Origin of the sequence: Butyrivibrio hungatei (genome assembly GCF_001858005.1) — a bacterium.
GTDB classification, from domain to species: domain Bacteria; phylum Bacillota; class Clostridia; order Lachnospirales; family Lachnospiraceae; genus Butyrivibrio; species Butyrivibrio hungatei.
The window spans coordinates 309,161-335,474 of sequence record NZ_CP017831.1 but is presented as its reverse complement, the minus strand read 5'-3'; the positions used below and the strand labels follow the sequence as shown (position 1 = coordinate 335,474).

Below are 26,314 nucleotides of genomic sequence, written 5' to 3'. Positions count from 1 at the left end.
CAAGGAGAAATTATAAACTTTTTTTCGAAAAGAAACAATTAGTTTAATCCGAAAGTTTCGCCAAATACAAGTACTGCATTTCGCACACAGTCTTCACATGGACATAATGGTTTACCGTCTGTCATTGCCTTCAGATCCTTGCATTTCAAAGCTCCACATCTTCTTGCAAACTCTTCCTGGATCTGTCTTGTAAGTCCAAGTGTTCCCTGTCCTTCTGTCTTAAGACCAGTGATCATACCTGCGCCAATTAGTGCTCCGCAGGTTGCCTCAAGATTTCCCATACCTGCGCAAAAGCCAGCAGATATCTGTTTTAACTTTTCTTCTGATAAGCTAGTCTGATCTGCCAACGCAGTAGTGACTGCCTGAGCGCAGTTGTACTTGCCTGAAAGTTTCATTTCTACAGCTTTTTCAGCTCTTTCTTGTAAAGTCATAATTCTCCACCTTTCCTTATCTTGCAGATTCCCTGAGTCATTGTTCCCATCGGACAAAACGTACACCAGGTTCTCTCTTTATAAAGTGCCATCACTATCAGTCCGATAAGTGTTGAAGTCAGCATCAGACTGTAAAATCCAAATCCAAATTGTGCAACCCAATCCGGGAATACACTTCCATTATACGCCCATTTCCAAGGAACCTTAAATGTCCAGAACAGTTTGATAGCTTTGCGAAGTGATTCAGTTCCTGAAAAAACTAGATATGTCTGAAATACCATAGTCCCAAACATTGTCAGGAAAAATGCCAAGAATCCATACCTGAACCATTTAGATGCCATCCATTTAGGAGCAGGCTTTTTTCTCGAACATTTAAGATTCCTACCTAGTACCCAAAAGAGCTGCCCTCTGCCGCACATGTGATTACAAAACCACTTATTACCTCCAGCGATAGCAAATATCAGCGGCAAGATAAAATCTATCATTCCAAGCCAGGCAAATAAGATGTTAAAAAAGCCCAAGGCAAAATATACTATTGAACAGATCCACAGGTAGTCATACCAATGCTTATTCTTTTTACTTGCCATCTCGAGCCTCCCTATCTGTATCACATACTGCGATTGATCCTGCAGGACACGCTTTTTCACATATACCGCAACCAACGCATTTAGAAGTGTTCACAACAGCGTAGCAGCCTTTATAAATAGTTATTGCATCTCGCGGACACTGCAGTGCACATACTCCGCAGGCAACACATCTGCTTATGTTATTTGCCGCCTTCCTCATAACCAATCTCCTTATAATTTGAACTTGTCTTTTTAGAACAATGCCAATATTATAGTGGTATAAAAAATATATCAAGTACGCAGAATATATGTACCTAGTAAGGAAAAACATACCATGGGAAATAACAAGAAAAAAGAGCCTTTATGCGACAACATCGCAGGAGAAGGCTGCGGCCTCAAAAAGGTAATAAACATCGTCGGTGGCAAATGGAAGATCATGATCTTATGCGTCATCGACAATAATGAAGTTGTGAGATACGGTGAACTTCGCCGCGCGATACACGGCATTACTAACACTATGCTGGCTAATTCGTTAAAAGAGCTTGAGACAGACGGACTGGTTGAACGAAAGCAGTACGACGAGATGCCCGTCAGAGTTGAATATAATCTTACTAAAAAAGCAAAAAGCCTCATCCCAATTCTTTTAGAATTAAAAAAATGGGGTGAGGACAATATCTGACATAATGACCCCTAGGGACGGAGGTTGGAGCTCATTTTTCCCAAAATGAGCTCCAACCTCCGTCCCTAGGGCTCAAAAATGTGCTTCAAGTTTTTTGGCATCTTTGCAAAAGATGTAAGTGTAGGCTGTAAATCCAAGGGTAAAGACAAGTAATCCGCCCCAGGCAATTACAAATACAATAAAGAAAATGCAGTAAAACTGCAAAGTATCCATAAATGCAGCGAAACCATATACCATCTCAGTCTGTACATTTCCGAATGACTGTACAAAAGGTATAGTTCCGTGAATTGCAGAATAAAGGCATTCCTTAAGCACATTGATGACTGGAATCGCTGTGATTATCCACAAAATAACGTCGATTGAAATAGTAATTCTTTTTCTTGTTTCCATAACTCTTTTCCCTTTTATAAATAAAAAAGCAGCAAGCCTTGGCCTGCCGCTTTGACTTATTCAGTTATTATATCATATTGCTGCAAATCCTTTTTCAAGGTCAGCAATGATGTCATCGATATGCTCTGTACCGATTGAAAGTCTGATGGTGCTTTGTGTGATGCCCTGATCAAGAAGCTCCTCATCGCTAAGCTGTGAGTGAGTTGTTGTTGCAGGATGGATCACAAGGCTCTTTACATCTGCTACGTTAGCAAGAAGTGAAAAGATCTCGAGGTTATCGATAAACTTCCAAGCAGCCTCTTTTCCTCCCTTAATCTCGAAAGTGAATATTGAAGCGCCGCCGTTAGGGAAGTACTTCTCATAAAGGGCGTGATCTGGGTGATCAGGAAGTGAAGGATGGTTCACCTTCTGCACCTTTGGATGGTTCTTAAGGAACTCAACTACCTTCTTGGTATTCTCAGCGTGTCTATCGAGACGGAGTGACAATGTCTCCACTCCCTGCAGTAGGAGGAAAGCATTGAATGGAGAGATTGTAGCTCCGGTGTCTCTTAAAAGGATTGCTCTGATATATGTCACGAAAGCTGCTGGTCCTACTACGTCATAGAAAGAAACTCCGTGATAGCTTGGGTTTGGAGCTGCGATCTGTGGGTAGTTGCCGCTTTCCTTCCAGTTGAACTTACCTGCTTCTACAATTACACCACCAAGTGTTGTGCCGTGGCCGCCGATGAACTTAGTTGCTGAATGAACTACGATATCTGCGCCGTGCTCGATTGGTCTGATGAGATATGGTGTTCCGAATGTGTTGTCGATCACAAGTGGAAGTCCGTGCTTGTGAGCTATCTCTGCGATGGCGTCGATATCTGGGATATCACTGTTAGGATTTCCAAGTGTTTCAAGATAGATTGCTCTTGTGTTGTCCTTGATAGCTGCCTCAACTTCCTCAAGATCATGTGCATCAACAAATGTAGTTGTAACGCCGTACTGTGGAAGTGTGTGTGCTAAAAGATTGTAGCTTCCACCGTAGATTGTCTTCTGAGCTACGATGTGGCCACCGTTTGCTGCAAGAGCTTCGATCGTATATGTGATGGCTGCTGCTCCGGATGCAACTGCAAGTGCTGCTGATCCGCCTTCAAGAGCTGCGATTCTCTTTTCAAATACGTCCTGAGTTGAATTTGTAAGTCTTCCGTAAATATTTCCTGCATCAGCAAGTCCGAATCTGTCGGCTGCATGCTGTGAATTTCTAAATACGTATGAAGTTGTCTGGTAAATAGGTACTGCTCTAGCGTCTGTTGCTGGATCAGGCTGTTCCTGTCCTACATGTAACTGTAATGTCTCAAATCTGTAATCACTCATTTCAACTTCCTCCTACTCTTTTCACACATTTTTTTGTTCAAGTCGTTTTGTTGAAATAAATGATAGCGCCAGTGCTACTAGTTGGCTAATACTTAAGATTTATTGTCTGCAATAAGCAATGGTTATCGCAAAATTAAGTTCAATTTCTTGTTGCGCTCTTTAGCTCATCTGCAGAAAGAGTCTCATTCATGCTGCCAGTACGATAGCCTTTGAGATCAAGAGTAACGTAGGTGAATCCGAACTCCTTGAGTTTGTCATAGACTTTAGTTCTGACATCTTCCTGCATGAATTTGTCGAACTCAGCTGGATCAAGCTCAATCCTTGCCATGTCGCCGTGGATACGGACTCTCAGCTGATGGAAGCCAAGGTCTAACAGGAGCTGCTCTGACTTATCCACCATAGAAAGCTTTTTTTCTGTGATCTCTTCACCATAAGGGAAGCGGCTTGAAAGGCAGGCAAAGGACTGTTTATCCCAGGTAGGTAGTCCAAGGTAATTGGACATTATCCTTATCTGCTCCTTGGAAAAGCCGATCTCACGAAGCGGACTCTTTACCCCAAGCTCTGCAACTGCCTGAAGTCCTGGTCTGTAATCGCCATTGTCATCAAGGTTAGAACCTTCAGCTACTTCTTTCATTCCATTGTCATCTGCTATCTTACGGATTTTTTCAAATAGCTCGTGTTTGCAGAGATAACATCTATTCTTAGGATTATGAGAGAATCCCTCTATCTTAAGTTCCTCTGACTCTACAACTTCGTGCTTGATTCCCTGTGACTTGCAGTACTCAAGCGCCTCATTAAGTTCTCTCTTAGGAAAAGAGCAAGAGGATGCCGTAACTGCCATAACCTTATCGCCAAGAGCCTCTTTTGCCGCATACAGCAAGAATGTTGAATCAACTCCACTAGAAAAAGCTACCGCTACGCTCTCTAAAGAGCGCAGGTAGCCTTTAAGTTTTTCATATTTATCAAGAAGCATCTCATTTGGTTTTTGCATTGTGCTCATAGCTAATCCTCAATTTCTTTTGATATCTTAAATCTCTTTTGAAAGGATTATAGCACACTCATGTCTCGTTGCAATTAAATAGCAAAATGAGCCCTAACCTCCGTCCCTAGGGCTCATTTTGGATTAAAAGCGTTCGTAGTTTAGGTTGTTGTAGTCGATGTCCTCTGTTCTGCTTGCCGGTGTAGCAAGAGGAAGTTCATGACCTTTTTTGATAAATACCAGTACTTCGTTCAGAGCAGCTTTTACATAGTGATGCCCTTTGCCGAGGACTTCAACGTCGTAGTCGTTGTAGCTTCTGAATCTGCAAAGCTTCATGTCTTCTGGAAGGTATACGTATCTGCCGTTTGCGTTCTGCTTGTAAACTGGTGCGATCATGATGCTGGAGCCTACGTATAGCTGGTCTTCAACTTCATATGCCATGTCATCCTCGGGATGATCAAAGCAGAGAGGTCTAAAGAGCATTTCATCATTATCGACTGCATTCATAAATTCAGAGTAAAGGTATGGGATCAGAGCATATCTTAGCTTTGAGATATTTCTGAAACTCTCAGTATCAGTAAATCTGTAGAATTCCTGTCTTCTTGTGCCTTCTGCAGAATGATTTCTGAAAAGAGGTGTGAATATGCCAAACTCAGCCCATCTCAGCAAAAGATCCTCTGTGACATCAGCTCCAAAGCCTCCAACGTCAGCTCCGCTATAAATAAATCCGCACATGTTAAGTGCAGTCATCTGCTGGATATTAAGAAGCAGATGACTCCACCAGGACTTATTATCTCCGCACCAGACTCCACCATAGCGATGCATTCCGATATATGAAGATCTGGAGAACATAAGGATCCTCTTGTCAGGAGAAAGTCTCTCAAAAGCCTCACCTGCAGCTCTTGTCATATTGTAGCCAAACAGGTTGTGAACCTTATCATGTCTGTATCTTTTTCCCTTGTACTCATGATAGAATCGCCTGTAGTCTTCATCGTTGTTGGCAAGGCCTCCAACCATGCCCTGCATGTCAAAAAAGGATCTGATATCAAGATTCTTTCCTTCATATTCCTTTATCTTTTCAAATACTTCTTTTAAATGATCTTCTGTATAAAAGATAGCTGGCTCATTCATATCATTCCAAAAGCCGTCTATTCCGTAGTCCAAAAGAACTTTATACTTATCCCCAAACCATTTTCTTGCATCTTCGTTCAAAAAATCAGGGAAGTGAACCTTGCCCGGCCAGACTGCGGCAACAAGGTTTTCACCATTTTCTTTTTTACAGAAATAGTCGTTCTTTACGCCTTCTTCGTATACATCATAGCCTTCTTCGATCTTAACACCGGCATCGATGATAGGAACAAGGTGTATGTTTCTCTTTTTCATCTCCTCTACAAAGGCCTTAAAATCAGGGAATCTCTCATCGCTGACTGTAAAGTCCTTGTATCTTTCCATGTAATCGATATCAAGATAAACACTATCGATTGGAATATCATTCTTGTCGTAATTATCTACAACTTCTCTGACCTGGTCCTCATTCATATAGCTCCATCTGCTCTGACCAAAGCCAAATGCCCATCTTGGAGGAATATAGCTCTTTCCGATAATGCCCCTGAACTCTTTTACGATATCAAGGATACTTGCGCCATCGATCACATATATGTTGGCATCAAAATCTTCAAACTCAATGAAAAAGACATTTGTATCTGTATAGCCTATATCAAAGGATACACATCCTGGTGTATCCACGTACATTCCGAATCCCTTGCCGTTTCCCCAGATGACAAAAAAGTTCTGAGCAGCATACAGAGATCTTTTATCCTCAGTATGATTTGGATCATCTGCGCACTTGCTGGTAAAGATATAACCTCTTTTGTTAATTCCTCGTACAGTTTCGCCAAGTCCAAATACATGGTCATTTTCATCCATGTCGAATCTAAGCTCATTTTTTCCCTGTACTATATCAAAATATGGGATAGTGCTTTTTTCTTCCTGTATTGAAACCACTACTGAATCTGTTTCTATCGGATTTCCAAGTCTGTATTTTTTTACCATTATCCCTTAACTCCTCCTAACATATTTCCTGCCATAAGTACATTATACTCATTCTCCTATAACAAAAATACCCCCAGGCATAAACCTAGGGGGCATCATCTCTGATCGTAAGTGGAGGTTATGATTCTTATACTACTTCAAACTTCTGTGTCTGCTCGTTGAGCTGTCTTGTTACTTCTGTATTCTTTTCCATAGCTTCGTTGATACCCTGGATCTCACCAACGATCTCTGTAGAAGATGCAGCAGACATATTGATCGCATTTGAGCTCTCCTGAACTGATGATGAAATGCTGTTGATACGCTCTGTCATATCGCCCACAACTTCATTGAGCTTGTTGGCACCTGAAGAGAAGTTAACGAGCATCTCCTCAATAAGGAGTGCTGTATTTTCATACTTGGCACCTGTCTCAACATAGGCATCATAGTCAGCAAGTACGTTTTCATTGATGAACTCGATGACCTGAATTGCGTTATCAGCAAGGGTTTTGACTGCTGTTGTAACAATGTCAGAAATCTGCTGGATGTTACCTGCTGTTTCCTTTGAATTAGCAGCAAGCTTACTGATCTCATCAGCAACTACTGCAAAACCTTTACCTGCATCGCCTGCTCTTGCAGCTTCGATTGATGCGTTGAGCGCAAGGAGATTTGTCTTGTTTGCGATCTCAAGGATCTCATTAGTAAGTTCACTGATATGATTAACCTGCTCTGACTCTGCTACAGATGCTTCCAGAACTTCAGAAAGTTCCTTCATCTTAACGCCTGTATTTTCTTTCTTGGCTGTAGCTTCCTGTCTGATGACATCTGCTTCTTCTTTGATCACGTTAGCTTTTTCTTCACCGGCTTTGGCCTGAACATCGATGGCATCTGATGCCTCGCGAACAACCTGAACTCTTTCCTGAAGCTCATTTGTTGCTGTTGCTACGCTTTCCATAGAAGCTGAGAGCTCTTCCATTGCTGCTGTTGTATTAGTTACGTTATCTCCAGCGTTCTGGATCCTGCTAAGGACACTGCCGCTTGATGTTGTGAGAACATCTGCTCCGCTCTTCACGTCACGGATGACTCCCTGTAATGTTTCCATGAACTGGTTAAAAGAATCTGAGATCATAGCCAGCTCTGTATTAGTCCTTGTCTGGATTCGTGAAGTAAGATCACCCCTTCCTTCGTCGATGTCAGAAATGATCGTCCTTACTTCTTTTGATATTCCAGTGACAACTTTGTTGATCCTGAAATAGCTCAGTAGGTATGATGCAATGATCACCAGGATAACGATTGCAAGGATCACACTTCCCTTGGCATTTGCATTATGCTTTTCACCTGTAAGATATGCATCCATGCCTTCTACAAGGCCTGTGATAGATTCTTCCACAGCTGAAAGAGCTGAATTCACATTATCAAGGCTTGTTCCATAACCTGTAGATACGTAGCCCATGGCTCCCGCCAGGTTATTGCCAAGAATATATTTCTCAAGTTCCTCCGCGCCTGCAACGTATTCAGTTAACGCTGCACGAAGTGTTGCCACCTGCTCAGCGCCTTCCGCTGTATTGGTAGCCACAAGACTTCCTTCCAGATAGCTGATGCGTGTCTCGATGTCGGCTACATATGCATCATAATCTGCAAAGTCGCTTTGTGTCAGTTTGGTTCCGGCACTAAACTGACCGAGGTTCTTGTTGATCTCTGCTGAAATGTGGATAATATCCTGTCTAAGGGTTGATTCCTGAGACTGTACCTCAGATACGTTGGTACTTGCGATAACTGCTTGTGATACGATAGCCGTCATAGATGAGTTGACTACCAGTGCGTAGCTTATGAATGCTACCAGGATGAGTGAATAGACAAACAGATTTTGAAAGGTAATGGACTCTAAAAACTTTTTCATAATATTTCCTCCTAAGTGGCCAATATATAAGATCTTTAGGTATGCCAAACCCAGCGCTTACGCGCAACAGGAAACACTTTACCACGATAAAGTCCTTTATTCAAGTTGTTTTTAAAATATTTTACAAAGAATTCACAAAACCTGTCTGTTTTTCAATCCAAAAAAATAAAGCTCACAGATCGTGAGCTTTACTTTAAAATATTTATTTTCCTGATTCCTCAACTATCTTGGTTACCAGAGGTGAGATCTGTTCGAGTACGTTGTTCATGTCCTCAAACATGTATCCCTTCATGGTTATCTTGTTCTTGAGCTGTTTGACATTTCTCTCCACATCGCTGAAGTATCCTTTTGATTCCTCGATATTTCCGGCAACGTTATCCATCTCATCATCACAGCTCTTGATGACGCGGCTCATCTGCTCGCCTTCTTCCCTAACATTATCAGCAACCTCTCTGATGGAATTGATCACTTCTTCCGTTTCTGTGATCCTCTCATGTGACTGCTCGATAGCTGTTCTGGTATCCTCAAGGGAAGACATTAGCCTGTTATTATTCTCAAGAAGCTCTGCCATGCTGGTTCCAATCTCATTTACCAGTGCTTTTATCTCCTGAGAAAGAGAATTGACCTCAGTTGCAACAACTGCAAATCCTTTTCCTGCTTCTCCAGCTCTTGCCGCTTCGATAGAAGCATTTAAAGCAAGAAGATTTGTCTGAGATGCAAAGGAATTGATCTGATTAACTTTGTCCTTGATATCATCAAAGCTCTTTTGGAACTCATCAAATACCGACTGCATTGTTGTTATGGTCTCAGAAACAGAGTCTGAACTCTCATCAACCTTCTTCATTCCTGCATTGGAATTATCTGCAGTTTTCATAAGTTCATTTATGATGTTGTCAAAATGGTCTGTAACCTCTCTGATAGAGCTAAACTGGCTCTGGAAACTATCAACACTTCCTACGATGTTTCCATACTTCTGCTGAACAAGGCCAAAAGAGTTCTCGATAGTCTCTATTCCTTCAATTGTCACAGATTCCTCTTCCTGGAGCTTGTTTTTTTGCTCTATCGCAAAACGTCCAATCTCACTAAGAGGTGCAAGCTGCTCTTTCAGCGACTTTGATGGGGATTTTAACTCTTTTTGAACTGACTGTTCTTCGTTATTTCTATTCCAAAACATGTATTATCCCTCCATTTTTCATTCAAACACTGCACATACCATTGTCTGATTGACGTGCTGCTTTTTGTACTGCTCGCCGCCTCCTACAATGCCTACATGATTGCCAACTCTTGCCATATCACTTAGGAAAGTGCCCAGGTATTTCTCATTATTGAAAAACAGATGTCTATATATACAGTTAACGGAATAAATAAAGGAGATCCTACCGTTTTCAGATTTTATCTTATCTCTTGTGCTCTCATTGATAGCCCTGTAATCCTGAAGCTCCAGAATACAGATGGTATCATTCTCACAGACTTTTTTGTAATTTATAAGACCTCCGTCACTACTTACCTCATACTGAGAGATGATATAGGTGTCATCCCCCACAATTCTTCCAAGAGGATTCTTAAATACGTTTCCAACGATATTGCTCTTAGAGATGCCCAGCTCACTTGCATAAACATCAGCTGCAGGCCTGTTATCCAGAGCTACCAGCTCTCGCTTCTGGGCATTGACCTTGGTAGCTACATGAGTCTTGGCATTCTCAGGAACTTCGTAGATATTTTCCGAATATGTCCTGATCTTGCCTGTGTTATTCTTTACAACTATCCACGCACATGCATCTTCATAAAGCACACCATTTACGCATACTTTACTTACTTTTCCAGATGGAGTACCAAAAACAGTTCCTCCGACTACAGGAACATTCGACTTCTCGAGAGCTACATTCATAGAAGTAACCAGTCGCTCTTCATCATTTGTGCAAAATTCAAGACATACGGTATCCTGCTGCCCTGGCCTTACATCACTAAGTGCCTTTTCAAGATTCATAATATCAAAGAGAGGTGATGAAGAAAGATAACGTAAAACACCAGCCTTCGTAGTTGCCCCTGATTCAAAAGCCACTATTACCAGGACTTTATCTGTAGCTTCTGATCCAATATAGGATGTTCCACCAGTTCCAATCAGAGGGACATCAGGATACTTTTCAGAAAGTAAGGATGAAACTTCCTCTAACATATCGAATGGGCATTGGAAAAACATACCTGCTGCAGAAGCAATTCCGGATGTTGCCTCTTTTACAGCCAGTTCAGCATTAGAATTTGATGATTTACCTACTATAACTTGCACTCGTGCACCTCCTTCGTACATGATACTTACACAATTTATAGTAGCATATTATCGTTATTACGTACGCTCTTTAGCTTATTAAATTTTTATAACCACCCTATTCACTTTTAAGCTGCTGATACTTTCTTGGCTTCAGCTACGTTTTCTGTCACCTTGCCATTATATATTTCATGATCAAGAAGTCCTTCTGTCTCAGCTGTCAGAACTGTTGCAGTAGCTGCTCCGACTACATTTGTCGCAGTTCTAGCCATATCTACGATTGATGAGATAGGTGAGAAAAGAACTATAAGCTCAACTGGAAGTCCTGCTGCTGTGAAAAGAGCTGTTGCTGTGATAGTTGCTGTTCCAGGAACTCCTACTGTTCCAATTGAAACGAGAAGTGTAAGTGCTATAAGAAGCACATACTGTCCTGCTGAGTAGCTGATTCCCTGCTGGTTGATCGTAAATACTGCAAGAAGTACAGGCCAGATTCCTGCGCATCCTGGCATTCCAAGGTTTGCTCCAAGTCCTGCTGTGAATGCTGCAACGTCTCCATCAACTCCAAGGTCCTCTTTCAATTTGCTGACTGTAACTGGAAGTGTACCAACGCTACTCTGTGAAGTAAATGCTACGATTCCTGCAGGTGCGATTTTCTTAAGGAATGTGACAGGATTAAGCTTTCCGATCGCAGCTATGAGAATGCTCTCAATTCCAAAGAGCTGTATTGCTGCAAGTACGTATGCAACCACGAGTACAGAAAGAAGTGGTAAAAGATCTTCGAGTTTGCTTCTTCCAACCGCCCTTGAAATAAGCGCTGTTACTGCATAAGGTGTGAAGGATACAATGAAACTTACTGCCTTGCCGAGTACTGTATTTGCCGCATCTACAAATGCTTTAAAAGGCTTTACCGATTCATCTTTTCTCACAGCCTTGTTATATGCAAGCGCCACTACCAGTCCAAATATAAGGATAGGTACAACGGTGTTGCTTCCCCATTCATTTATAAGATTCCTTGGGAAAAGACCTACAATTGCCTCAACTGCTGTAGGAACTTCTCTTGCCTCTGTTGCTTCTACAGTATACTGGAAGCCTTTTCCAAGCCCCAGTAAAAGAGCTGCTACAAGAGTAATGACTGCTGCTGTAAAAGTGTTCAGGAGAAGGAAAAGAACTGATTTAAGTCCTACCTTATGAAGCTTAACCTGATCTCCAAGATTTGTGATACTTGCTATTACGCTGAATAACAAAAGCGGAACCACAAATGCCTGAAGTGCGTTTACATACACTGTTCCAAAAGCTGCAACATACTTGTAATTCTCTTTGAAAATCAGACCTAATAACACACCAAAGGCTGTCGCAATCAGTGTCCTGATTCCAAAATCCACATGTTTTCTTTTAAGAAAATACAAAACTCCAAATAATGCCAGTGCCGATATGAGTGCTACAATTTCTAATACATTGATCTCCATAATGATCCTCCTCCAGTATAAATTAAACATTTCTCAAGCCATCATTTCTTTTGTTTCTTGTTGAGAATAATCATAATGGAGCTTACTCATCCTGGCTAATACATGATCTTTATTGTTGGCTATAAGTTTGGACTATATATCCATAATTCACGCCTTCATAATGATGCTGTCACATTTCTATTGACAAACTAACAGTCGGTAGTATAATGACTACCATACGAAAGTGAGACAGAATAATGAATAGAAGAGAAGAAATAATCTATGCTACTTTAGAGCTTGCATCTGAATATGGGCTGAAATCCGTATCGCTATCTCAGATTGCAGATAAAGTCGGAATCAGAAAACCGTCGCTATACAATCATTTCAAGTCCAAAGAAGAACTTGTAAAAAGTATGTATACGTTTCTTAGGGAAAAGGCAAAATTGGGTTCCAGTACTACATCCCAGGCTGACGCTTTCCCGGAAGATAAGAGCCTCGCACAGATACTGATGGAAAGCATATCTACTTACTTTTGTTTCCTTTCAGATGAGAACATGATGAAGTTCTTCAAGGTTCTTTATTCCGAGCGGAGCATTTCCCCTGTTGCGGCTCAGATCATGCTGGATGAGACCGACCGGATGATCTCCCTTACGAAGAATCTCTTCTATGGTCTGGTAGTACACGGGAAAATGAAGAATGAGAATGTAGATACAGCAGCACTTTCCTACGCCATGACAGTCCATTCTCTCGTTGACAGACAGATGGATATGATCACGGCAGGGCAAAGTGATGTGCATATGGCAGCAGAACTGCCAAAGGAAATAATAGAATATATACAGTGGTTCTGTAAGCAAATGGAGGCATGAAGATGAAAAAAAAATTGATCAACCTGTCCGGACTAACCGGTGTTATATCATTAATAAGCTACGCTTTAGCTGTGATCTTTGCTCCTTTGGCTTATCCAGGATATAACTGGATGGCACAGGCAGTAAGCGATCTTTCTGCTGAAACGGCACCATCGCGGCTTCTGTGGAACCAATTAGCGGCGGCATATAATGTATGCAGTCCGGTATGCATGATGTGTGTTTCTATCTTTGTATCAGATAAAAAAGTCAGTACAAAACTGTTTCGGTTGGGTATTTATCTTTTTGCCATTATGAACTGGATCTCGGCGATTGGATACAGGATGTTTCCGCTTACTGACAGTGGAAAAGAAATATCTACTTTTCAGGAAAAAATGCATATTGTTATTACGATAGCTGTCGTGCTACTTTCCATCTCATCACTGACCATACTGATCGTAGCAGGATTTAAAAAGAATGGCATGAAGGGAATTGGTATCTGGGCTTCGATCGCACTTGCTATGATGTTTGTCGGTGCAATCGGCAAGAGTGCGGTATCGCCAGACTACTTTGGGATTGTTGAACGATTCAGCGTTTTCGCTGCAGTAGGGTTCAATGCAGTACTTGGAGCATATTTGTTCATGGACTCAAAGTCTTAATTCTTCTACACTTTTATCCCCTGCTATAGCGAAAATCACACAAATCCGCTCCTTCCGCCAATGTCTTTGTCCTTACAAGCTTCATGCCCATAATATCTGCGATTACAAAATCAAGCCTGCACATATATTTTAATAGTACCTTTACGTCTAAAAGCTTTATCTAAAAAATTTTGCGTAATTTGGGATAAGTAATTACGTCTATGTTTTAATTCCTAATGAACTGGCGTATTCTTGTAACAACTGTATATACATAGTATATACGCGCAATAAAAAAACAATCCACGCAAAAATTGCGGGATTGTTTTTATTCTGCACAGTGCCGGTTATTCAATATAAGCTCTACTTTTACTCTTCTTCCCAACCTTTGCACACATCACACCAGCCTTGAGTATCTACTACCTTCTCAAGTTCATCCGGTGCTATCTTAACTGATGTGAATTCATTGCCCCCTGCAGGATGAACGTATTCAAACCTCTTCATTGAAACGTCAAGCCATATCGGGATATCTTTTGGCACAGCAAAAGGACACACTCCACCAGGCTGAAAGCCTGTAATGTCAACGACCTGCTCTCTGGGTATCATATGAGGCTTGGTATGGAATAAAGACTTAAACTTGGAGCTGTTCACTTTTCCATCGCCTGACATTACAATGATCACAGGTTTCTCATTCACAATAAAAGACAAGGTCTTTGCAATCTCAGGTTCCGTACAACCTATCTGCTGTGCGGCATGCTCTACTGTGTCTATTGTCTCAACATGTTCTGTAAGCCTGTCACCAAAGCCATTCTCCTCTAGAAAACTCTTTACTTTTGTATTTATCATCGGATTCACCTCACATATGCAATCATGATCCTAGTATGAAATAAATGATAGTACAAGTTGCAATTTCTTTCTAATACACTGTATTTATTATGGGCGATAACTCCGATTTATATGTAAAAAAAATATGCTTAGTTGACATTTGGGGACGTTTTTTATGGCACAAATTATACGCCAACAACATTAGTCATTTCTTCATTTGCGTTTCTATCTTCAAAAAGCTTTCTGATCTGTTCTTCCTGCTCTTTTTCAGACTGCTTTTCTTCTTTCTCCAGAAGTGCTTCGTGAATAGTCTCAAGTTCTTTATCAATGTTGTCCATGAGCTTATCCCATTCCTTTATGCTCATCTCCTGGCTGCCTATCTGGATTTTGATCTCAGTTTCATTATTGATGAGCTTGTAGTACAGCTCCATCCTGAACGCGCTGATCTGCTCTGTCAGTGCAGTATTGTCCACCTCTGACTCTTTCTCAGCATCAGGAGTTTCTGACTCTGCAGCAGCTTCCTCTACAGTCTCAGCTTTCTCTTCTTCTATCTCCATGCGTTTCCTGGTGCAATGATTATACTCATGGATAGCACGCATTATAGCGTTGAGATCCTCTGGAGTGAACATACTCGCTGCCTTGGCGAGAGTATCAATGTTGTCCACGTTGACATGAAGGCTCCCACCACTAGGAAGGGCAATCTTAAGGACCTTATCCTTTTCATACATATTTCCCAGAGTTATGGCATTTTGCTTGTAATCACAGACAAAAGTAACTCCTTTGTACTGTATGACTCCATCCTTCGCCAGAAAGCTGTATGGACATTTTTTCTCAGTTTCAGCCTGTAGCTTCTGTCCAAAGCTTTCAGTCTCACTTATGACGGGAGTTGTCTCTTTTCCAGCTGCAGATCTTAATGGTCTTGTTAAATAATCATTCGCTATCGCTGCTATACCCATGTTTGCCTCCAGATAATTTAGGATGAAAAAACGTGCCCTTCCAAGGATGTTCATTCCATTGAAAAGACACGCATTTCCGTTGCTATCTTTTATATCGGCAATATTCTTTAAATGTTTATGGGTGTGATTAGATTAACTTCCAATTTATCTTACAATTCTCCCCTATGTCCCAGAGCGGTTTCCAACTCCTCTACACTGTGTGTATGCCCATGTTTTCCCTCCATGATCACATGGGTGTGATCATGGGAATGCTCGATAGCATGCGTATGTGTAGATCCGTCATGCGTATGCGTTATCAGATGTGTGTGAGCATGTTTATGGCTATGTATCAGTGTATCCCTGACAATAAGTACAGTCCCTGTAATCATTATTATCAGCGCAATTATAAACAACATCGTAAATCTTTCTTTCAAAAATACAGCTGACATTACCACGCCAATAAACGGTGCTACCGCATAATAAGCGCTTGTCTTTGCGGCTCCCAAAGTCTTCTGTGCTCTGATGTACGTGAATATACTGAGTTCATACGCAACAAAACCAAGAATCATAATTATTCCTATATATGAAAGCCTCGGGATGTTCTCTCCAAGTGCCATAGCAACTATGAACGATCCTGTCCCCGATCCGATTCCTTTTATAGTCACTATTTCATAAGTGCTTTTCCCGGATATCTTTCTCGTACAGTTATTTTCAAGTCCCCAGCAAACAGTTGCCCCAAGGACAAACACCGATCCTAGTGAAAAAGAAAAGCTCCCCTCTCCTGAAAATGAAAGTATTATACTTGCCACTGTAATAAGAGATATTGCTCCCCACAGCCTTGTGGATACTTTCTCTCTGAAGAGTCCGAATGCGATCAACGTTGTTGCAACGATCTCAAAATTTCCAAGAAGTGATGCGTTGGCTGCTGTTCCCAGTTTTATGCCTATCATCAGCAGGATTGGCGCTATAATATCCAAAACAACCATTGCAAAAGTATATGGTACGTCTTCTCTTCCAAGCCTTTCTTCTGTGGATTCTTTCTTTGCATGGAAAATATACATGATCCCGACTCCAAGACCTGCTCCCAGATAAAGAAATGCAGCCATGAATGTCGGTGACACGTTGTTAAGAAGCAGTTTCGAACATGGTATGTTTATCGCATAGAACAGCGCCGCAAGTAATGCATATATAATTGCATTCAGTTTTTTATAGTCCAAAACGATTCATTCTCCCTCAGATTACCATTTCTCTTTGATTATAGTTAGTCATGACTAACACAATTGTATCACATTGGCAAAAGAAAAGGAGCAGCTGTCTCTTCCATAAGCAGGCAGATGGGCCATCCACATGCTATTGAGAAAAATTATCACTTGTTAGCCGCTTCTACACTCTTTTTACTGATTTATAATTAGGGCAACAACACGAAAGAATACGTATTGTAATCATATAGTTAGGAGGCTTTTTTATGATCAATTGGAGCACAATAGGAAAGGTAGCATGCGGGTTTGTACTTGGTACAGCAGGCGTTAAGATTCTCTCCAGCAAAGATGCAAAGAAATGCTACACACATGTAACTGCTGCAGCATACAGATGCAAGGACGCATGCCTTGAGACCTATACAAATATCAAGGAGAACTGTCAGGATATCAGCGCTGATGCTAAAGAGATCAACGAGAAAAGATATGCTGATGAAAGGGCAAAAGAAATAGAGGATGCAAAGGCTGTTCTCGCTAATGCTGAGACAGAAGCAGCTAATGCATAAGCAATCAGTAAGCTTAATTTGAAAGGCATACTATGAACTGTAAAATATTGCATGAAAATGGGGGACGTATGCGCGTACACATAGCTGTGCGCCATATGTCTTCTTTTGAAGCAGATAAAATCCAATATTATCTGTCTTCACTTCCCTTTGTAAAAAAAGCTGATGTCAATGAGCGAACATCAAATGCCATAGTTTTCTATGACTCTTCGTGCAGGAATGATCTGATACAGGCTTTTTCCGAGTATAGCGAAAGCACGGATGTTGCTGTGCCTGAGCATACCGGTCGTGATCTTCGTATCGAGTACGAAGACAGGATGTTTTTCCACATTGCAGGAAAACTTGTGCGCAGCTTCATCATCCCGTTGTCGATAAGAAAAGTGATCATTTACCTGAAGGCTGTTCCTTACATTATCAAGGGACTTAAGTGCCTACTTTCCGGCAAGCTTGAGGTATCTGTCCTTGATGCTACCAGCATCGCAGTATCACTGCTTAGAGGTGATCATGCGACAGCCAGCAACGTGATGTTCCTTCTTGAAATGGGCGAAATGATGGAAGACTGGACTCACAAGAAATCCGTTGATGACCTCGCAAGAGCCATGTCCCTCAATGTAGACAAGGTATGGACGCTCTCCTCTGACGGTCAGGAAGTGCTGGCCAATATCTCCGACATAAAAGAGAATGACAGAATCGTAGTCCGCACCGGCACAATGATTCCTCTTGATGGAGTTGTATGCAGTGGTGATGCATCTGTAAACCAGGCTGCCATGACCGGTGAATCCGAACCGGTGCACAAAATCGAAGGGTCACTTGTATATGCAGGTACCGTTATTGATGAGGGTGAACTTGTAATAACAGTGCAGAAGGCTCAGGGTCAGGGACGATACGACAGGATTGTCGCCATGATAGAGGAATCCGAAAAGCTCAAGTCCGAATCAGAGGCAAAGGCAGCGCATCTGGCTGACAGACTTGTCCCATACACTCTTGGAGCGACACTTCTTACCTGGCTGTTTACAAGAAATGCTACCAAGGCCACTTCCATACTTATGGTGGATTTCTGCTGCGCGTTAAAGCTCGCAATGCCAATTTCTGTACTCTCAGCAATGAGAGAAGCCGGTGATTACAAGATCTCTGTAAAAGGCGGAAAGTTCATGGAAGCTGTAGCCGAAGCAAAGACGATCGTCTTTGACAAAACCGGCACTCTGACTCATGCCACACCTAAAGTTGCGAAGGTTGTTACTTTTGGAGACAACCACGAAGATGAAATGCTCCGCCTTGCTGCATGCCTTGAAGAGCACTACCCTCACTCCATAGCCAACGCCGTGGTAAAGGCTGCAGAAGTCAAAGGACTCACTCATGAGGAGAAGCACACAAGAGCCGCCTATATCGTTGCGCATGGTATTTCCAGCACAATAGATGGTAAAAAAGTGTGCATCGGAAGTCATCATTATATCTTTGAGGATGAAAAGTGTACTGTTCCAAGCGGATTTACTGAGAAATTCGATTCTCTTCCGCCTGAATATTCGCACCTGTACATGGCTATAGGCGAAGAACTTGCTGCTGTAATACTTATCGAGGATCCTCTAAGAGACGAGGCGCCTTCAGTAATAAGAAGGTTAAAAGAAGCAGGCTTTAAAAATGTTGTTATGATGACCGGAGACAGCGACAGAACTGCCAGGTCTGTTGCGGAAAAAACCGGCGTTACCGGATACTTCTCGGAAGTCCTTCCTGAAGACAAGGCTAACTTCATAAGAAAAGAGCATGAGGCAGGAAGAAAGGTAATCATGATCGGTGATGGTATCAATGACTCCCCTGCTCTTTCCGAAGCTGATGCCGGAATAGCAGTAAGCACAGGAGCTTCCATTGCAAAAGAGATTGCAGATATAACTATATCTTCCGATGATCTCGGAGTTCTTTTGACTCTCAGAGATCTAAGTACTGGGCTGATGAGAAGGATCAACCTGAATTATAATTCCATTATTGGATTCAATTCATTCCTGATCATCATGGGTATGCTTGGAATCTTCACTCCAACGACCACCGCATTTCTTCACAATGCATCCACTATTGCTCTTAGTATGAAGAGCATGACGAATCTGTTGGAAGACTGACACATAAAAGGCCGGAGCAGTAATTATACGCATTACTGTTCCGGTCTTTTTTATAGCTGTGTCAAACCTCCTTATCTGTCAATCCAGAAGTTGTTCACCGTAAACCTCTTTTGCCAGATTAAACACTGCCCACGCTTTTGGCCATCCTGCATAGAAAGCCACATGTGTTATGATTGCTGCCATTTCCTTTTGGGATACACCGTGATTTTTTGCATTTTCAATGTGATACTTAAGGCTGCTGTCAGTGATACCCTGCGCCATAAGCGCCACAACTGTGATCATGCATCTTGTTTTTAAATCAATGTCCTGATTATTCCAGTTTTCTCCAAAGAGAATGTCATCATTAAAGTGCGCAAACTCATGTGCAAATTCTCCAAGCTGATTTTTTCCAGCTGTCTGTACTATTTTCTCGCTCATCCTTACCTCTCCTTATTCTAATCCAAGTCCATCTACCCAGCTCATAGTTGTGATTCATCTCGCACTCAATGGCTAATGGTTATAGTAACATCTCCATTAGACAGAAGATCAGTCATTTCTTCCGCATTCTTATCAGATATGTGACCAAGCCTTGTATATGACCAGCTATTAGAACCATAGAACACTACCATCTGATTTCCGGAGTATAGTACAACGTCACCTGAAGTCGTTGTTGTCTGCTTATCATCTCGTGGCAAGTTCTGTCCTATTGAACCTACCTGCTCAAAACCTCCATACATTGACATCTGGATTGTGACATCACCTTCTCTGGCCATATCCCGTAGTGCTGCTACAGCCTGGTTGTCTTCCCAATCCACATTTACTTTTGTATCACCGATCTTCATTATCATAGTGGTTTCTCCAATGTCTGTTTCATCAAAAGAAGTATTATTCTCAGCAGCCTGATTATCAACTTCTTCTGTGCGGTATATTGCACTCGAATCATGATTTTCATCAACTGTTTCCGCATTACCTGAACAGGCACTAACACAAACCATCATGAGCACACTGAGTGCCATCTTAATCAATCTCTTTTTCATAGACAATTCCCTTTATTTTAAAGCCTTTCCAAAATCATAAGCTTCACTTAATTCCTCGGATTTACTTGAAGCCTCTCCCATATTGCCTATGCCTCCACAGAATAAGGAGCCGGAGAATTCTGCCTTTTCAAAACAATCAACCCATCCCTGGAGTCCGCTTTCAGCCTTTTTAGGCACAAACTCTTCATCCTCAGCCGCAACAGAGAGCATATATACATTCCTGAACTTATAGTCTGAAGGATACAGAGGATTGAGCCTGTCCAAAAGAGTCTTCATCTGGCCGCTCATCTCGTAGTAATAAATTGGAGTTGCAAATACCAACGTGTCTGAGTTCTTTACTTTTTCTGCAATCTTGACAGCATCATCATTAATGACACACCTCTGAGTATTCTGACAGGCAAGACAGCCTATACAAAAACCGATATTTTTCCCTTTCAGGCTTACATGTTCCACATCATGACCTGAAGCTTTTGCTCCCTCTATAAGCTTTTCCGTAAGTATGTCGGAATTACTCTTTGCACGAAGACTTGTAGAAATCACTAACACTTTACTCATATCATCCCATCCTTTATTTCTTCTCTATCGGTTTAACATTCTCTATTAAGATATTCCAGTATTTCCTCAACCGTTATCATTATTTCAGATTCTCCTTAAAGAAGCTCTCCAGCTTATCAAAAGGAATATAATCCTTATCTCCGCCATCATATAAATCTGTATGTACCGCGTCAGGGATAATCATAAGTTCCTTACTATCCGCGTACTTGCTGTCTTTAATCATATCTGCATATGCATCCTTTGAGAAATAGCAGGAATGTGCTTTTTCTCCGTGAACAAGTAACACTGCACTTCTGATCTCATTGCTGTACTTAAGGATTGGCTGATTAACGAAGGACTCACAACCGATCACATTCCAGCCTCCGTTAGAATTAAGACTTCTCTTGTGATAACCTCTGTCGGTCTTGTAGTAATCATAGTAATCTTTTACAAAGAAAGGTGCATCCTCCGGAAGTGGATCTACAACTCCGCCGCCAAGCTTATATTCACCAGCCTTAAGGTCCTCCAATCTCTGTGCGCACATAGCTGCCTTATGCTGATATCTTGTTTCTTCACTGTCCTCTGAATCAAAATATCCCTTGGCATTTACTCTTGTCATGTCATACATTGTCATAGCAGCTGTAGCCTTGATTCTTGTATCAAGAGCTGCTGTATTTACAGCCATTCCACCCCAGCCACAAATTCCGATGATTCCAATCCTGTCAGGATCAACCTTCTCATTCAAGGAAATGAAATCAACTGCCGCCATGAAATCTTCCGTATTAATGTCAGGCGATGCCATGTATCTTACATTTCCTCCGGACTCTCCTGTAAAAGAAGGATCAAAAGCGATTGTTAAGAATCCTCTTTCTGCCATTGTCTGCGCATAGAGGCCTGAACACTGCTCTTTTACCGCGCCAAAAGGTCCACTTACAGCAATTGCAGGGAGCTTTCCTTCCGCGTTCTTTGGAACATACATATCTGCCGCAAGGGTGATTCCATATCTGTTTGCAAAAGTGACTTTGCTATGGTCTACCTTATCACTTTTCTTAAATGTCTTATCCCACTCAGTTACAAGGTTTAATTCTTCTTTTCTGATCATTTTGTCATCCTCCTGAATCATTTTTCTTTTTGTATCTGTCTTATTAAAAAATCCATGTTATCTACTTTTTTCTGGCTCTCATGAAGCTCATCCATAAGGTGACAACGGCATTTCCTAAGATCTCGTAAAAGCGTATCAGTATCACCTTCTTCATACATTTTCTTCATGAAGTATATTTGTTTTTCGTCACAGCCCATATCTGAAAGGTTTTCAAGAATCTTTACTGTATCCATCTTATTTCTCCTTCCAGTTTTCATATTAAAACCTTGACCGGATTTTCGCTAATGAATAAAATAAATATCATGATATTCGTTTTTGGAATAACGCTTAAATAGTCAGCTTTAAGGAGGATTTCATGGAAATAAAAAATCTCAGATATTTCCTTGCAGTTGCCAGGGAAGAAAATATGTCAAAAGCTGCTGAGCAGCTCCACGTTTCCCAGCCCACTCTTTCAAAGACATTAAAAGCATTAGAAGAAGAACTTGGAAAGAAGCTGTTTGTCAGGCACAGCTTCAGTATTTCGCTTACTGATGAGGGGATGCTTCTGCGTGACCGGGCACAGGATCTTGTGGCTATGTCAGATAAAATAGAGCAGGAATTTAACTCCCTGGATGATATAACAGGTGGAGATATTTATTTGGGACTGGCTGAGAGCTATCAGATCAGATACCTTGCCAGAGAGATCTATAAGTTAAAAGAAAAATACCCTAATTTCACTTATCACATAACCAGCGGAGATACCGAGCAGGTTACTGAAAAGCTTGATAAGGGCATTTTAGACTTTGCTGTACTGTGTGAAACACCTGACAGCAATAAATATGAATATGTTAAGTTTCCGGAAGCTGATGTATGGGGAGCAATCATATCTTCATCACATCCCCTTGCAAAGAAAAAATCCATCCATGTCTCTGACCTGATAGGACAGCCTCTGTTTGTCTCTGAGCAAAGCTGGAACAATGAAATCAAAACATGGGCTAAAGAAAGATTTCCTGAGCTAAAACTTGAAGGATCCTTCAGACTATCTTATAACGGCTCTGTATTTGCAAGAGAAAACCTTGGAATACTTCTTACATTTAAGGATCTGATAAATACCGAAGGAACTGACATGGTATTCAGACCACTTTCACCTGAACTGAAGTCAGAACTATATCTCATATGGAATAAATATCAGGCCTTTACTCCTATTGCTGAAAAGTTTCTGGGGCAGATAAAAAAGACTTTCAAGTAATTTTCAAGACTATCTTCGCAAGACTAATGTAATATTAACATAAGGTATTTAAAGTATTTGAAGGTCACTTTTTTATCCCAATCAGTTCTATCATTCTTTCATCTGAGATGAATGTCTTAATGACAAATTCTTTCTCAAGCAGCTCGTGAAATTCCTGATCTGAAGGAAGTCCCCGTGACACGTGGCAGGCTCCATCTGCGTGGCAGCCATCTATAACCTCTCTGCTGGCTCCATGAGCAATGCAAATACTCCCGTTATCTGCCAAAGCTGTTGACAGATTATGCAAAAGAACTTCCGGAGACGGAAAATGAGGAAATGCATTATATATAACGCATACGTCGTACTTTTCGTCAAACTCAAACTGCTCCGCATCTCCGTTAATAAAATCTACCTTCGAATGATTTCTGAACTTTTGCCTGGCCTTTTCCAGCATTTGAACTGAAATGTCTACTCCGGTCACTTTTTTTGCACCTGCTTCCAGATAATACGGAATCATGAAGCCTGTTCCACAGGCAATATCCAGCACCTTTTTCCCTTCAAGCTGACCTAGATTTCTGATGATATCACGCGTAACAGATTCATCATTGTTTGCAAAGTCATCCCATTTTTCAGCCAGTCCATCAAAAAATTCAATTACCTGTTCTTTACTGACAATATCCATATGTTATGCAGCCTTTTTTACTGTACTATTTGTTGCTAATCCTGCTTTATACAAAGCAAATACTATTGTAGGAATGAATATAAGCTGAATGATAATTCCTGGAAGGCTTGTTACAAAGTAGCTTGTAGCCCATACCTTTATTGAATACTCACCTCTTGCAAAGATAAGAGCGCGGGACAAACCACCGATAACCCTGCCTGCTAGCATGGCTACAACTAGGCTTATATAAAGATCCGCATATATTTTTCCTGTATTTACAAGTTTTATCATAATGCCTGTACAGATACCATAAACAGCCAATTCAACCATCATTGCAGGCAAAATAGCCATTGGTGGCATTCCTGTAAGCATCGATGAAAGAAGCGGTCCGACAAGTCCACATACAAGACCATACTGCCATCCGCATACCAATCCGCAGATAAGTACCGGAATATGCATAGGGCTGATCACTGATCCGGCATTCGGAATCATGTGAAATGCCATCGGCAGTACAACACACAACGCAATACACATCGCAGTTGTTACCATATTTTTTACTAAGTTTTGTTGTTTCATTTTTCTTAACCCCCTGGTTTCTTTTTTCAAAACTTCTATTATGATAACAACACCAAAAAACAGCCACAAGCCCCATGGGGGGTTATAAAATTCTCCTTAGTACATTATGCTGGAAGTTATATTTTTCAAACCTTTTACAACTTTACCTCAATCACAATCAAATATCGCCTTACTCTCAAGCCTATCGCCATAAGTAGCCTTCCACTCCTTATGGACCTCAGACGCGTCAAAGTTCTCAAGTCCCTCAGGAGACAGATTCATCTCAATCATGATGCTGTATCTGTTATCCCTGGTACTGTTTGACTTATGAATGATCACGCTCTCAATGCCCTTTATATTAAGAGTCTTTTGGAAAAGAGCTTTAATCTCCGGAAGGAGCTTCTCTGTATCATCTCTATCCTTGAACTTAGCTATTATGTAGTGTTTCATTATTACTTTACATCCCTTTCTCAATACTATTATCCCCCAAAAATAAAACAAACCACCCCAGTTTCACTGATTAAGGTCTGTTTTACACTTATTCTTTAATTTATCAGCATCCTGACCTTAAAAGTCTTCTCTTCTGCTATATATCTAATCTCGCTATCTGTCTGATTTATAAAGTTAAGAACACTTCTAGTTCCTATTCCATGCTCTTCCTCAGTATTAAACGGATGTCCTTCCTCATCCAACTTTACTTCCTCAGCGCATGAGTTCGTGATCTCAAACAGAAGTTGACTTTTATACCTTGCCGTGATGTCAATCCGTCTCTCACTCTCAGGAACTTTTTCGCAAGCATGGATAGCATTCTCTATAAGATTACTGATCACTATGGCAAGCTGCATCTCATCCACATTCAGATTTACAGGGATATTAGCAGATATATTTACCTTTATATTCTCTTTTTCGGCCATAGACAGGTAATGTGTGATTGCCGCATTAAGTGTAGTATTCTCGCAATATCTTTTTACAGAGTGGGGTTCCTGTTTGAGCCTCTCATTAAGACAATCCAGGGCTTCCTGCGTCTTTCCATCCTGTAAAAGAGTTTGAAGAAGAGCCTCAAAATGTCTTCTGTCATGACGCATAGCTCTGTCCTGCTGCATGATGCTCTCAGAAATAGCAAGTCGTTCCCTCATGGCTTTGGTTGCAATCTCCATAATAACCGCATCTGATTGAAGCTTTGACTCATTTTGCCTTGCTTCAATCTCCATTTTCATGAGTCTTGTGTGTTTTTCAAGAAATCCAAAGACCAGTATGTTAATAGCTACAAGAACCACCATAAGTTCAGTATATTGGGAAAGGTTATATTCCTCTCCTCTAAGATATCTGTTGCCATCAATAACCAAAATAATGATAGTAGCGATTGGCAGCACAACATATGGAAGAATTTCCTTATCAAGCCTCTTGTCCTTATCCTTATTTCCGAAAAGACAGATGACTCTGACCACAATAATCTGCAAAGACAAGATAATTCCATAGCTCTGAGGATTCATAAAGTCATAGTTTATCTTAACCATATCCATACTCTGAACGCCTTGAACATAAAACGTGATGGATACTTCAATTACGCTCTGGGCAGCAAGATAGAAAATGAAATATATTATGCCTCGAATATTATTTACTTTATAGCAAATGAATAATGGAATGAGGAATGCCAGGTATGATGCTATCATATTTATATAAATCACTCCCAGCGTATTGGCGTAAAAGAAAGACAGCACAGTTAATGCATATATCATAAATACGAGAATCCTATGCTTCTTAAAGAATTCTCGCATCACGTAAAAACTCAAATGCATGGCATAGTACAGAAAAAGAGCTACTATATCCCCTAATAGCAGCAATGTATATGGATTGGACAAAAGGTCAGCCATAACTAATCCCCCCTTGATACTATGTATTTCTAAATTATTATAGCATCGTTAATAATTCCCATTCCAATCTGTCATGGTATATCTCCTTTTTCATCTATCAACATTTTTCTTTATTCTATCATTCCGATAATAAAACAAACCCAATTTCACTTATACATGAAAAAAGCCCCAAACAGGGCGAGAAATATCTTTATAACGAAAAACAGAGCTAACATCACACA

General features: G+C 41.0%; 29 protein-coding genes and 2 pseudogenes. 6 read left to right on the top strand and 25 right to left on the bottom strand.

The window, feature by feature from the left end; all coding sequences use genetic code 11:
• Positions 1–38 precede the first annotated feature (38 nt).
• Genes bhn_RS01950 through bhn_RS01940 form a run of 3 tightly spaced genes read right to left on the bottom strand, consistent with a single transcriptional unit; the run spans position 39 to position 1,217 of the window.
• Positions 39–431, bottom strand: a complete 393-nt coding sequence (locus tag bhn_RS01950; protein WP_071175111.1) for a C-GCAxxG-C-C family protein — start codon at positions 429–431, stop codon at positions 39–41.
• Complete coding sequence (locus bhn_RS01945; protein WP_071175110.1) at positions 428–1,018, bottom strand: 4Fe-4S binding protein; 591 nt, start codon at positions 1,016–1,018, stop codon at positions 428–430. The genes bhn_RS01950 and bhn_RS01945 overlap by 4 nt, the downstream gene beginning before the upstream one ends.
• Positions 1,008–1,217: a 4Fe-4S binding protein gene (locus tag bhn_RS01940; RefSeq protein ID WP_071175109.1), complete on the bottom strand. Its 210-nt coding sequence runs from the start codon at positions 1,215–1,217 to the stop codon at positions 1,008–1,010. The genes bhn_RS01945 and bhn_RS01940 overlap by 11 nt, the downstream gene beginning before the upstream one ends.
• A 114-nt stretch (positions 1,218–1,331) precedes the next feature.
• Here bhn_RS01940 and bhn_RS01935 point away from each other — a divergent pair, with 114 nt between their 5' ends.
• Positions 1,332–1,676, top strand: coding sequence for a winged helix-turn-helix transcriptional regulator (locus tag bhn_RS01935; protein WP_071175108.1), 345 nt, complete (start codon positions 1,332–1,334; stop codon positions 1,674–1,676).
• A 72-nt stretch (positions 1,677–1,748) separates the two neighbouring features.
• Here the strand turns inward: bhn_RS01935 and bhn_RS01930 are convergent, their stop codons facing one another.
• The 9 genes and pseudogenes from bhn_RS01930 to bhn_RS01895 all read right to left on the bottom strand — a co-directional run bounded on the left by bhn_RS01930 (position 1,749) and on the right by bhn_RS01895 (position 12,058).
• Positions 1,749–2,066, bottom strand: a complete 318-nt coding sequence (locus bhn_RS01930; protein ID WP_071175107.1) for a hypothetical protein — start codon at positions 2,064–2,066, stop codon at positions 1,749–1,751.
• A gap of 72 nt (positions 2,067–2,138) precedes the next feature.
• Positions 2,139–3,419 carry an O-acetylhomoserine aminocarboxypropyltransferase/cysteine synthase family protein gene (locus tag bhn_RS01925; protein ID WP_071175106.1) on the bottom strand — a complete coding sequence of 427 codons (1,281 nt, stop codon included), beginning with the start codon at positions 3,417–3,419 and terminating at the stop codon, positions 2,139–2,141.
• Between the two features lie 139 nt (positions 3,420–3,558).
• A complete protein-coding gene (larE, locus tag bhn_RS01920; RefSeq protein WP_083385624.1) occupies positions 3,559–4,419 on the bottom strand; it encodes an ATP-dependent sacrificial sulfur transferase LarE in 861 nt (286 codons plus the stop codon).
• Between the two features lie 123 nt (positions 4,420–4,542).
• Positions 4,543–6,450 (bottom strand): glycoside hydrolase family 31 protein, encoded by a 1,908-nt coding sequence (locus bhn_RS01915; protein WP_071175105.1) that lies wholly within the window; start codon positions 6,448–6,450, stop codon positions 4,543–4,545.
• A 127-nt stretch (positions 6,451–6,577) separates the two neighbouring features.
• On the bottom strand, positions 6,578–7,381 hold the full coding sequence (locus bhn_RS16120; protein ID WP_408608003.1) for a methyl-accepting chemotaxis protein: 804 nt from the start codon (positions 7,379–7,381) through the stop codon (positions 6,578–6,580).
• A 144-nt stretch (positions 7,382–7,525) separates the two neighbouring features.
• Positions 7,526–7,783 (bottom strand): annotated as a pseudogene (locus bhn_RS16115) (hypothetical protein); the annotation flags it as partial.
• 745 nt (positions 7,784–8,528) lie between these two features.
• Entirely contained in the window at positions 8,529–9,500 is a 972-nt protein-coding gene (locus bhn_RS01905) for a methyl-accepting chemotaxis protein (protein WP_071175103.1), read from the bottom strand.
• Between the two features lie 18 nt (positions 9,501–9,518).
• The gene (locus bhn_RS01900; RefSeq protein WP_161487278.1) at positions 9,519–10,613 is read right to left on the bottom strand and encodes an FIST N-terminal domain-containing protein; all 1,095 of its coding nucleotides are present in this window, start codon (positions 10,611–10,613) and stop codon (positions 9,519–9,521) included.
• A 107-nt stretch (positions 10,614–10,720) separates the two neighbouring features.
• A complete protein-coding gene (locus tag bhn_RS01895; protein ID WP_071175102.1) occupies positions 10,721–12,058 on the bottom strand; it encodes a dicarboxylate/amino acid:cation symporter in 1,338 nt (445 codons plus the stop codon).
• 236 nt (positions 12,059–12,294) lie between these two features.
• Here bhn_RS01895 and bhn_RS01890 point away from each other — a divergent pair, with 236 nt between their 5' ends.
• Both bhn_RS01890 and bhn_RS15350 read left to right on the top strand, forming a co-directional pair.
• Positions 12,295–12,903 carry a TetR/AcrR family transcriptional regulator gene (locus bhn_RS01890; RefSeq protein ID WP_071175101.1) on the top strand — a complete coding sequence of 203 codons (609 nt, stop codon included), beginning with the start codon at positions 12,295–12,297 and terminating at the stop codon, positions 12,901–12,903.
• Between the two features lie 2 nt (positions 12,904–12,905).
• Positions 12,906–13,538 carry a DUF998 domain-containing protein gene (locus tag bhn_RS15350; RefSeq protein WP_148661891.1) on the top strand — a complete coding sequence of 211 codons (633 nt, stop codon included), beginning with the start codon at positions 12,906–12,908 and terminating at the stop codon, positions 13,536–13,538.
• 13 nt (positions 13,539–13,551) lie between these two features.
• Here bhn_RS15350 and bhn_RS16090 read toward each other — a convergent pair whose 3' ends face one another.
• From bhn_RS16090 to bhn_RS01870, 4 genes are all read right to left on the bottom strand, one after another.
• The gene (locus bhn_RS16090; RefSeq protein ID WP_257786649.1) at positions 13,552–13,698 is read right to left on the bottom strand and encodes an L-2-amino-thiazoline-4-carboxylic acid hydrolase; all 147 of its coding nucleotides are present in this window, start codon (positions 13,696–13,698) and stop codon (positions 13,552–13,554) included.
• Between the two features lie 185 nt (positions 13,699–13,883).
• Positions 13,884–14,360 carry a YbaK/EbsC family protein gene (locus tag bhn_RS01880; protein ID WP_071175100.1) on the bottom strand — a complete coding sequence of 159 codons (477 nt, stop codon included), beginning with the start codon at positions 14,358–14,360 and terminating at the stop codon, positions 13,884–13,886.
• 164 nt (positions 14,361–14,524) lie between these two features.
• Positions 14,525–15,295 (bottom strand): hypothetical protein, encoded by a 771-nt coding sequence (locus bhn_RS01875; RefSeq protein ID WP_071175099.1) that lies wholly within the window; start codon positions 15,293–15,295, stop codon positions 14,525–14,527.
• Between the two features lie 149 nt (positions 15,296–15,444).
• Positions 15,445–16,491: a DMT family transporter gene (locus bhn_RS01870; RefSeq protein ID WP_071175098.1), complete on the bottom strand. Its 1,047-nt coding sequence runs from the start codon at positions 16,489–16,491 to the stop codon at positions 15,445–15,447.
• A 248-nt stretch (positions 16,492–16,739) separates the two neighbouring features.
• Here bhn_RS01870 and bhn_RS01865 point away from each other — a divergent pair, with 248 nt between their 5' ends.
• Together bhn_RS01865 and bhn_RS01860 are read left to right on the top strand one after the other, a co-directional pair.
• Positions 16,740–17,036, top strand: a complete 297-nt coding sequence (locus tag bhn_RS01865; RefSeq protein WP_071175097.1) for a DUF6110 family protein — start codon at positions 16,740–16,742, stop codon at positions 17,034–17,036.
• Positions 17,037–17,068: 32 nt separating this feature from the next.
• Positions 17,069–19,144 (top strand): heavy metal translocating P-type ATPase, encoded by a 2,076-nt coding sequence (locus bhn_RS01860; protein WP_071175096.1) that lies wholly within the window; start codon positions 17,069–17,071, stop codon positions 19,142–19,144.
• A gap of 99 nt (positions 19,145–19,243) precedes the next feature.
• On the opposite strand, the pseudogene bhn_RS01855 reads toward bhn_RS01860, so the two are convergent.
• From bhn_RS01855 to bhn_RS01835, 5 genes and pseudogenes are all read right to left on the bottom strand, one after another.
• Positions 19,244–19,561 (bottom strand): annotated as a pseudogene (locus bhn_RS01855) (carboxymuconolactone decarboxylase family protein); the annotation flags it as partial.
• A gap of 65 nt (positions 19,562–19,626) precedes the next feature.
• On the bottom strand, positions 19,627–20,160 hold the full coding sequence (locus bhn_RS15340) for a cyclophilin-like fold protein (RefSeq protein WP_083385616.1): 534 nt from the start codon (positions 20,158–20,160) through the stop codon (positions 19,627–19,629).
• Between the two features lie 12 nt (positions 20,161–20,172).
• The gene (locus bhn_RS01845; protein WP_071175094.1) at positions 20,173–20,715 is read right to left on the bottom strand and encodes a flavodoxin family protein; all 543 of its coding nucleotides are present in this window, start codon (positions 20,713–20,715) and stop codon (positions 20,173–20,175) included.
• Positions 20,716–20,794: 79 nt separating this feature from the next.
• Positions 20,795–21,796, bottom strand: a complete 1,002-nt coding sequence (locus bhn_RS01840) for an alpha/beta hydrolase (RefSeq protein ID WP_071175093.1) — start codon at positions 21,794–21,796, stop codon at positions 20,795–20,797.
• A 17-nt stretch (positions 21,797–21,813) separates the two neighbouring features.
• Positions 21,814–22,029: a hypothetical protein gene (locus tag bhn_RS01835; protein ID WP_071175092.1), complete on the bottom strand. Its 216-nt coding sequence runs from the start codon at positions 22,027–22,029 to the stop codon at positions 21,814–21,816.
• A gap of 122 nt (positions 22,030–22,151) precedes the next feature.
• Here bhn_RS01835 and bhn_RS01830 point away from each other — a divergent pair, with 122 nt between their 5' ends.
• Positions 22,152–23,024 (top strand): LysR family transcriptional regulator, encoded by an 873-nt coding sequence (locus bhn_RS01830; RefSeq protein ID WP_071175091.1) that lies wholly within the window; start codon positions 22,152–22,154, stop codon positions 23,022–23,024.
• Positions 23,025–23,088: 64 nt separating this feature from the next.
• On the opposite strand, the gene bhn_RS01825 is transcribed toward bhn_RS01830, so the two are convergent.
• The 4 genes from bhn_RS01825 to bhn_RS01810 form a co-directional block, all read right to left on the bottom strand.
• On the bottom strand, positions 23,089–23,685 hold the full coding sequence (locus bhn_RS01825; RefSeq protein WP_071175090.1) for a class I SAM-dependent methyltransferase: 597 nt from the start codon (positions 23,683–23,685) through the stop codon (positions 23,089–23,091).
• A gap of 3 nt (positions 23,686–23,688) precedes the next feature.
• Positions 23,689–24,240: an ECF transporter S component gene (locus bhn_RS01820; RefSeq protein ID WP_071175089.1), complete on the bottom strand. Its 552-nt coding sequence runs from the start codon at positions 24,238–24,240 to the stop codon at positions 23,689–23,691.
• Positions 24,241–24,387: 147 nt separating this feature from the next.
• On the bottom strand, positions 24,388–24,669 hold the full coding sequence (locus bhn_RS01815) for a Dabb family protein (protein ID WP_071175088.1): 282 nt from the start codon (positions 24,667–24,669) through the stop codon (positions 24,388–24,390).
• A gap of 95 nt (positions 24,670–24,764) precedes the next feature.
• Positions 24,765–26,093, bottom strand: coding sequence for a sensor histidine kinase (locus bhn_RS01810; protein ID WP_071175087.1), 1,329 nt, complete (start codon positions 26,091–26,093; stop codon positions 24,765–24,767).
• Between the last annotated feature and the right edge of the window lie 221 nt (positions 26,094–26,314).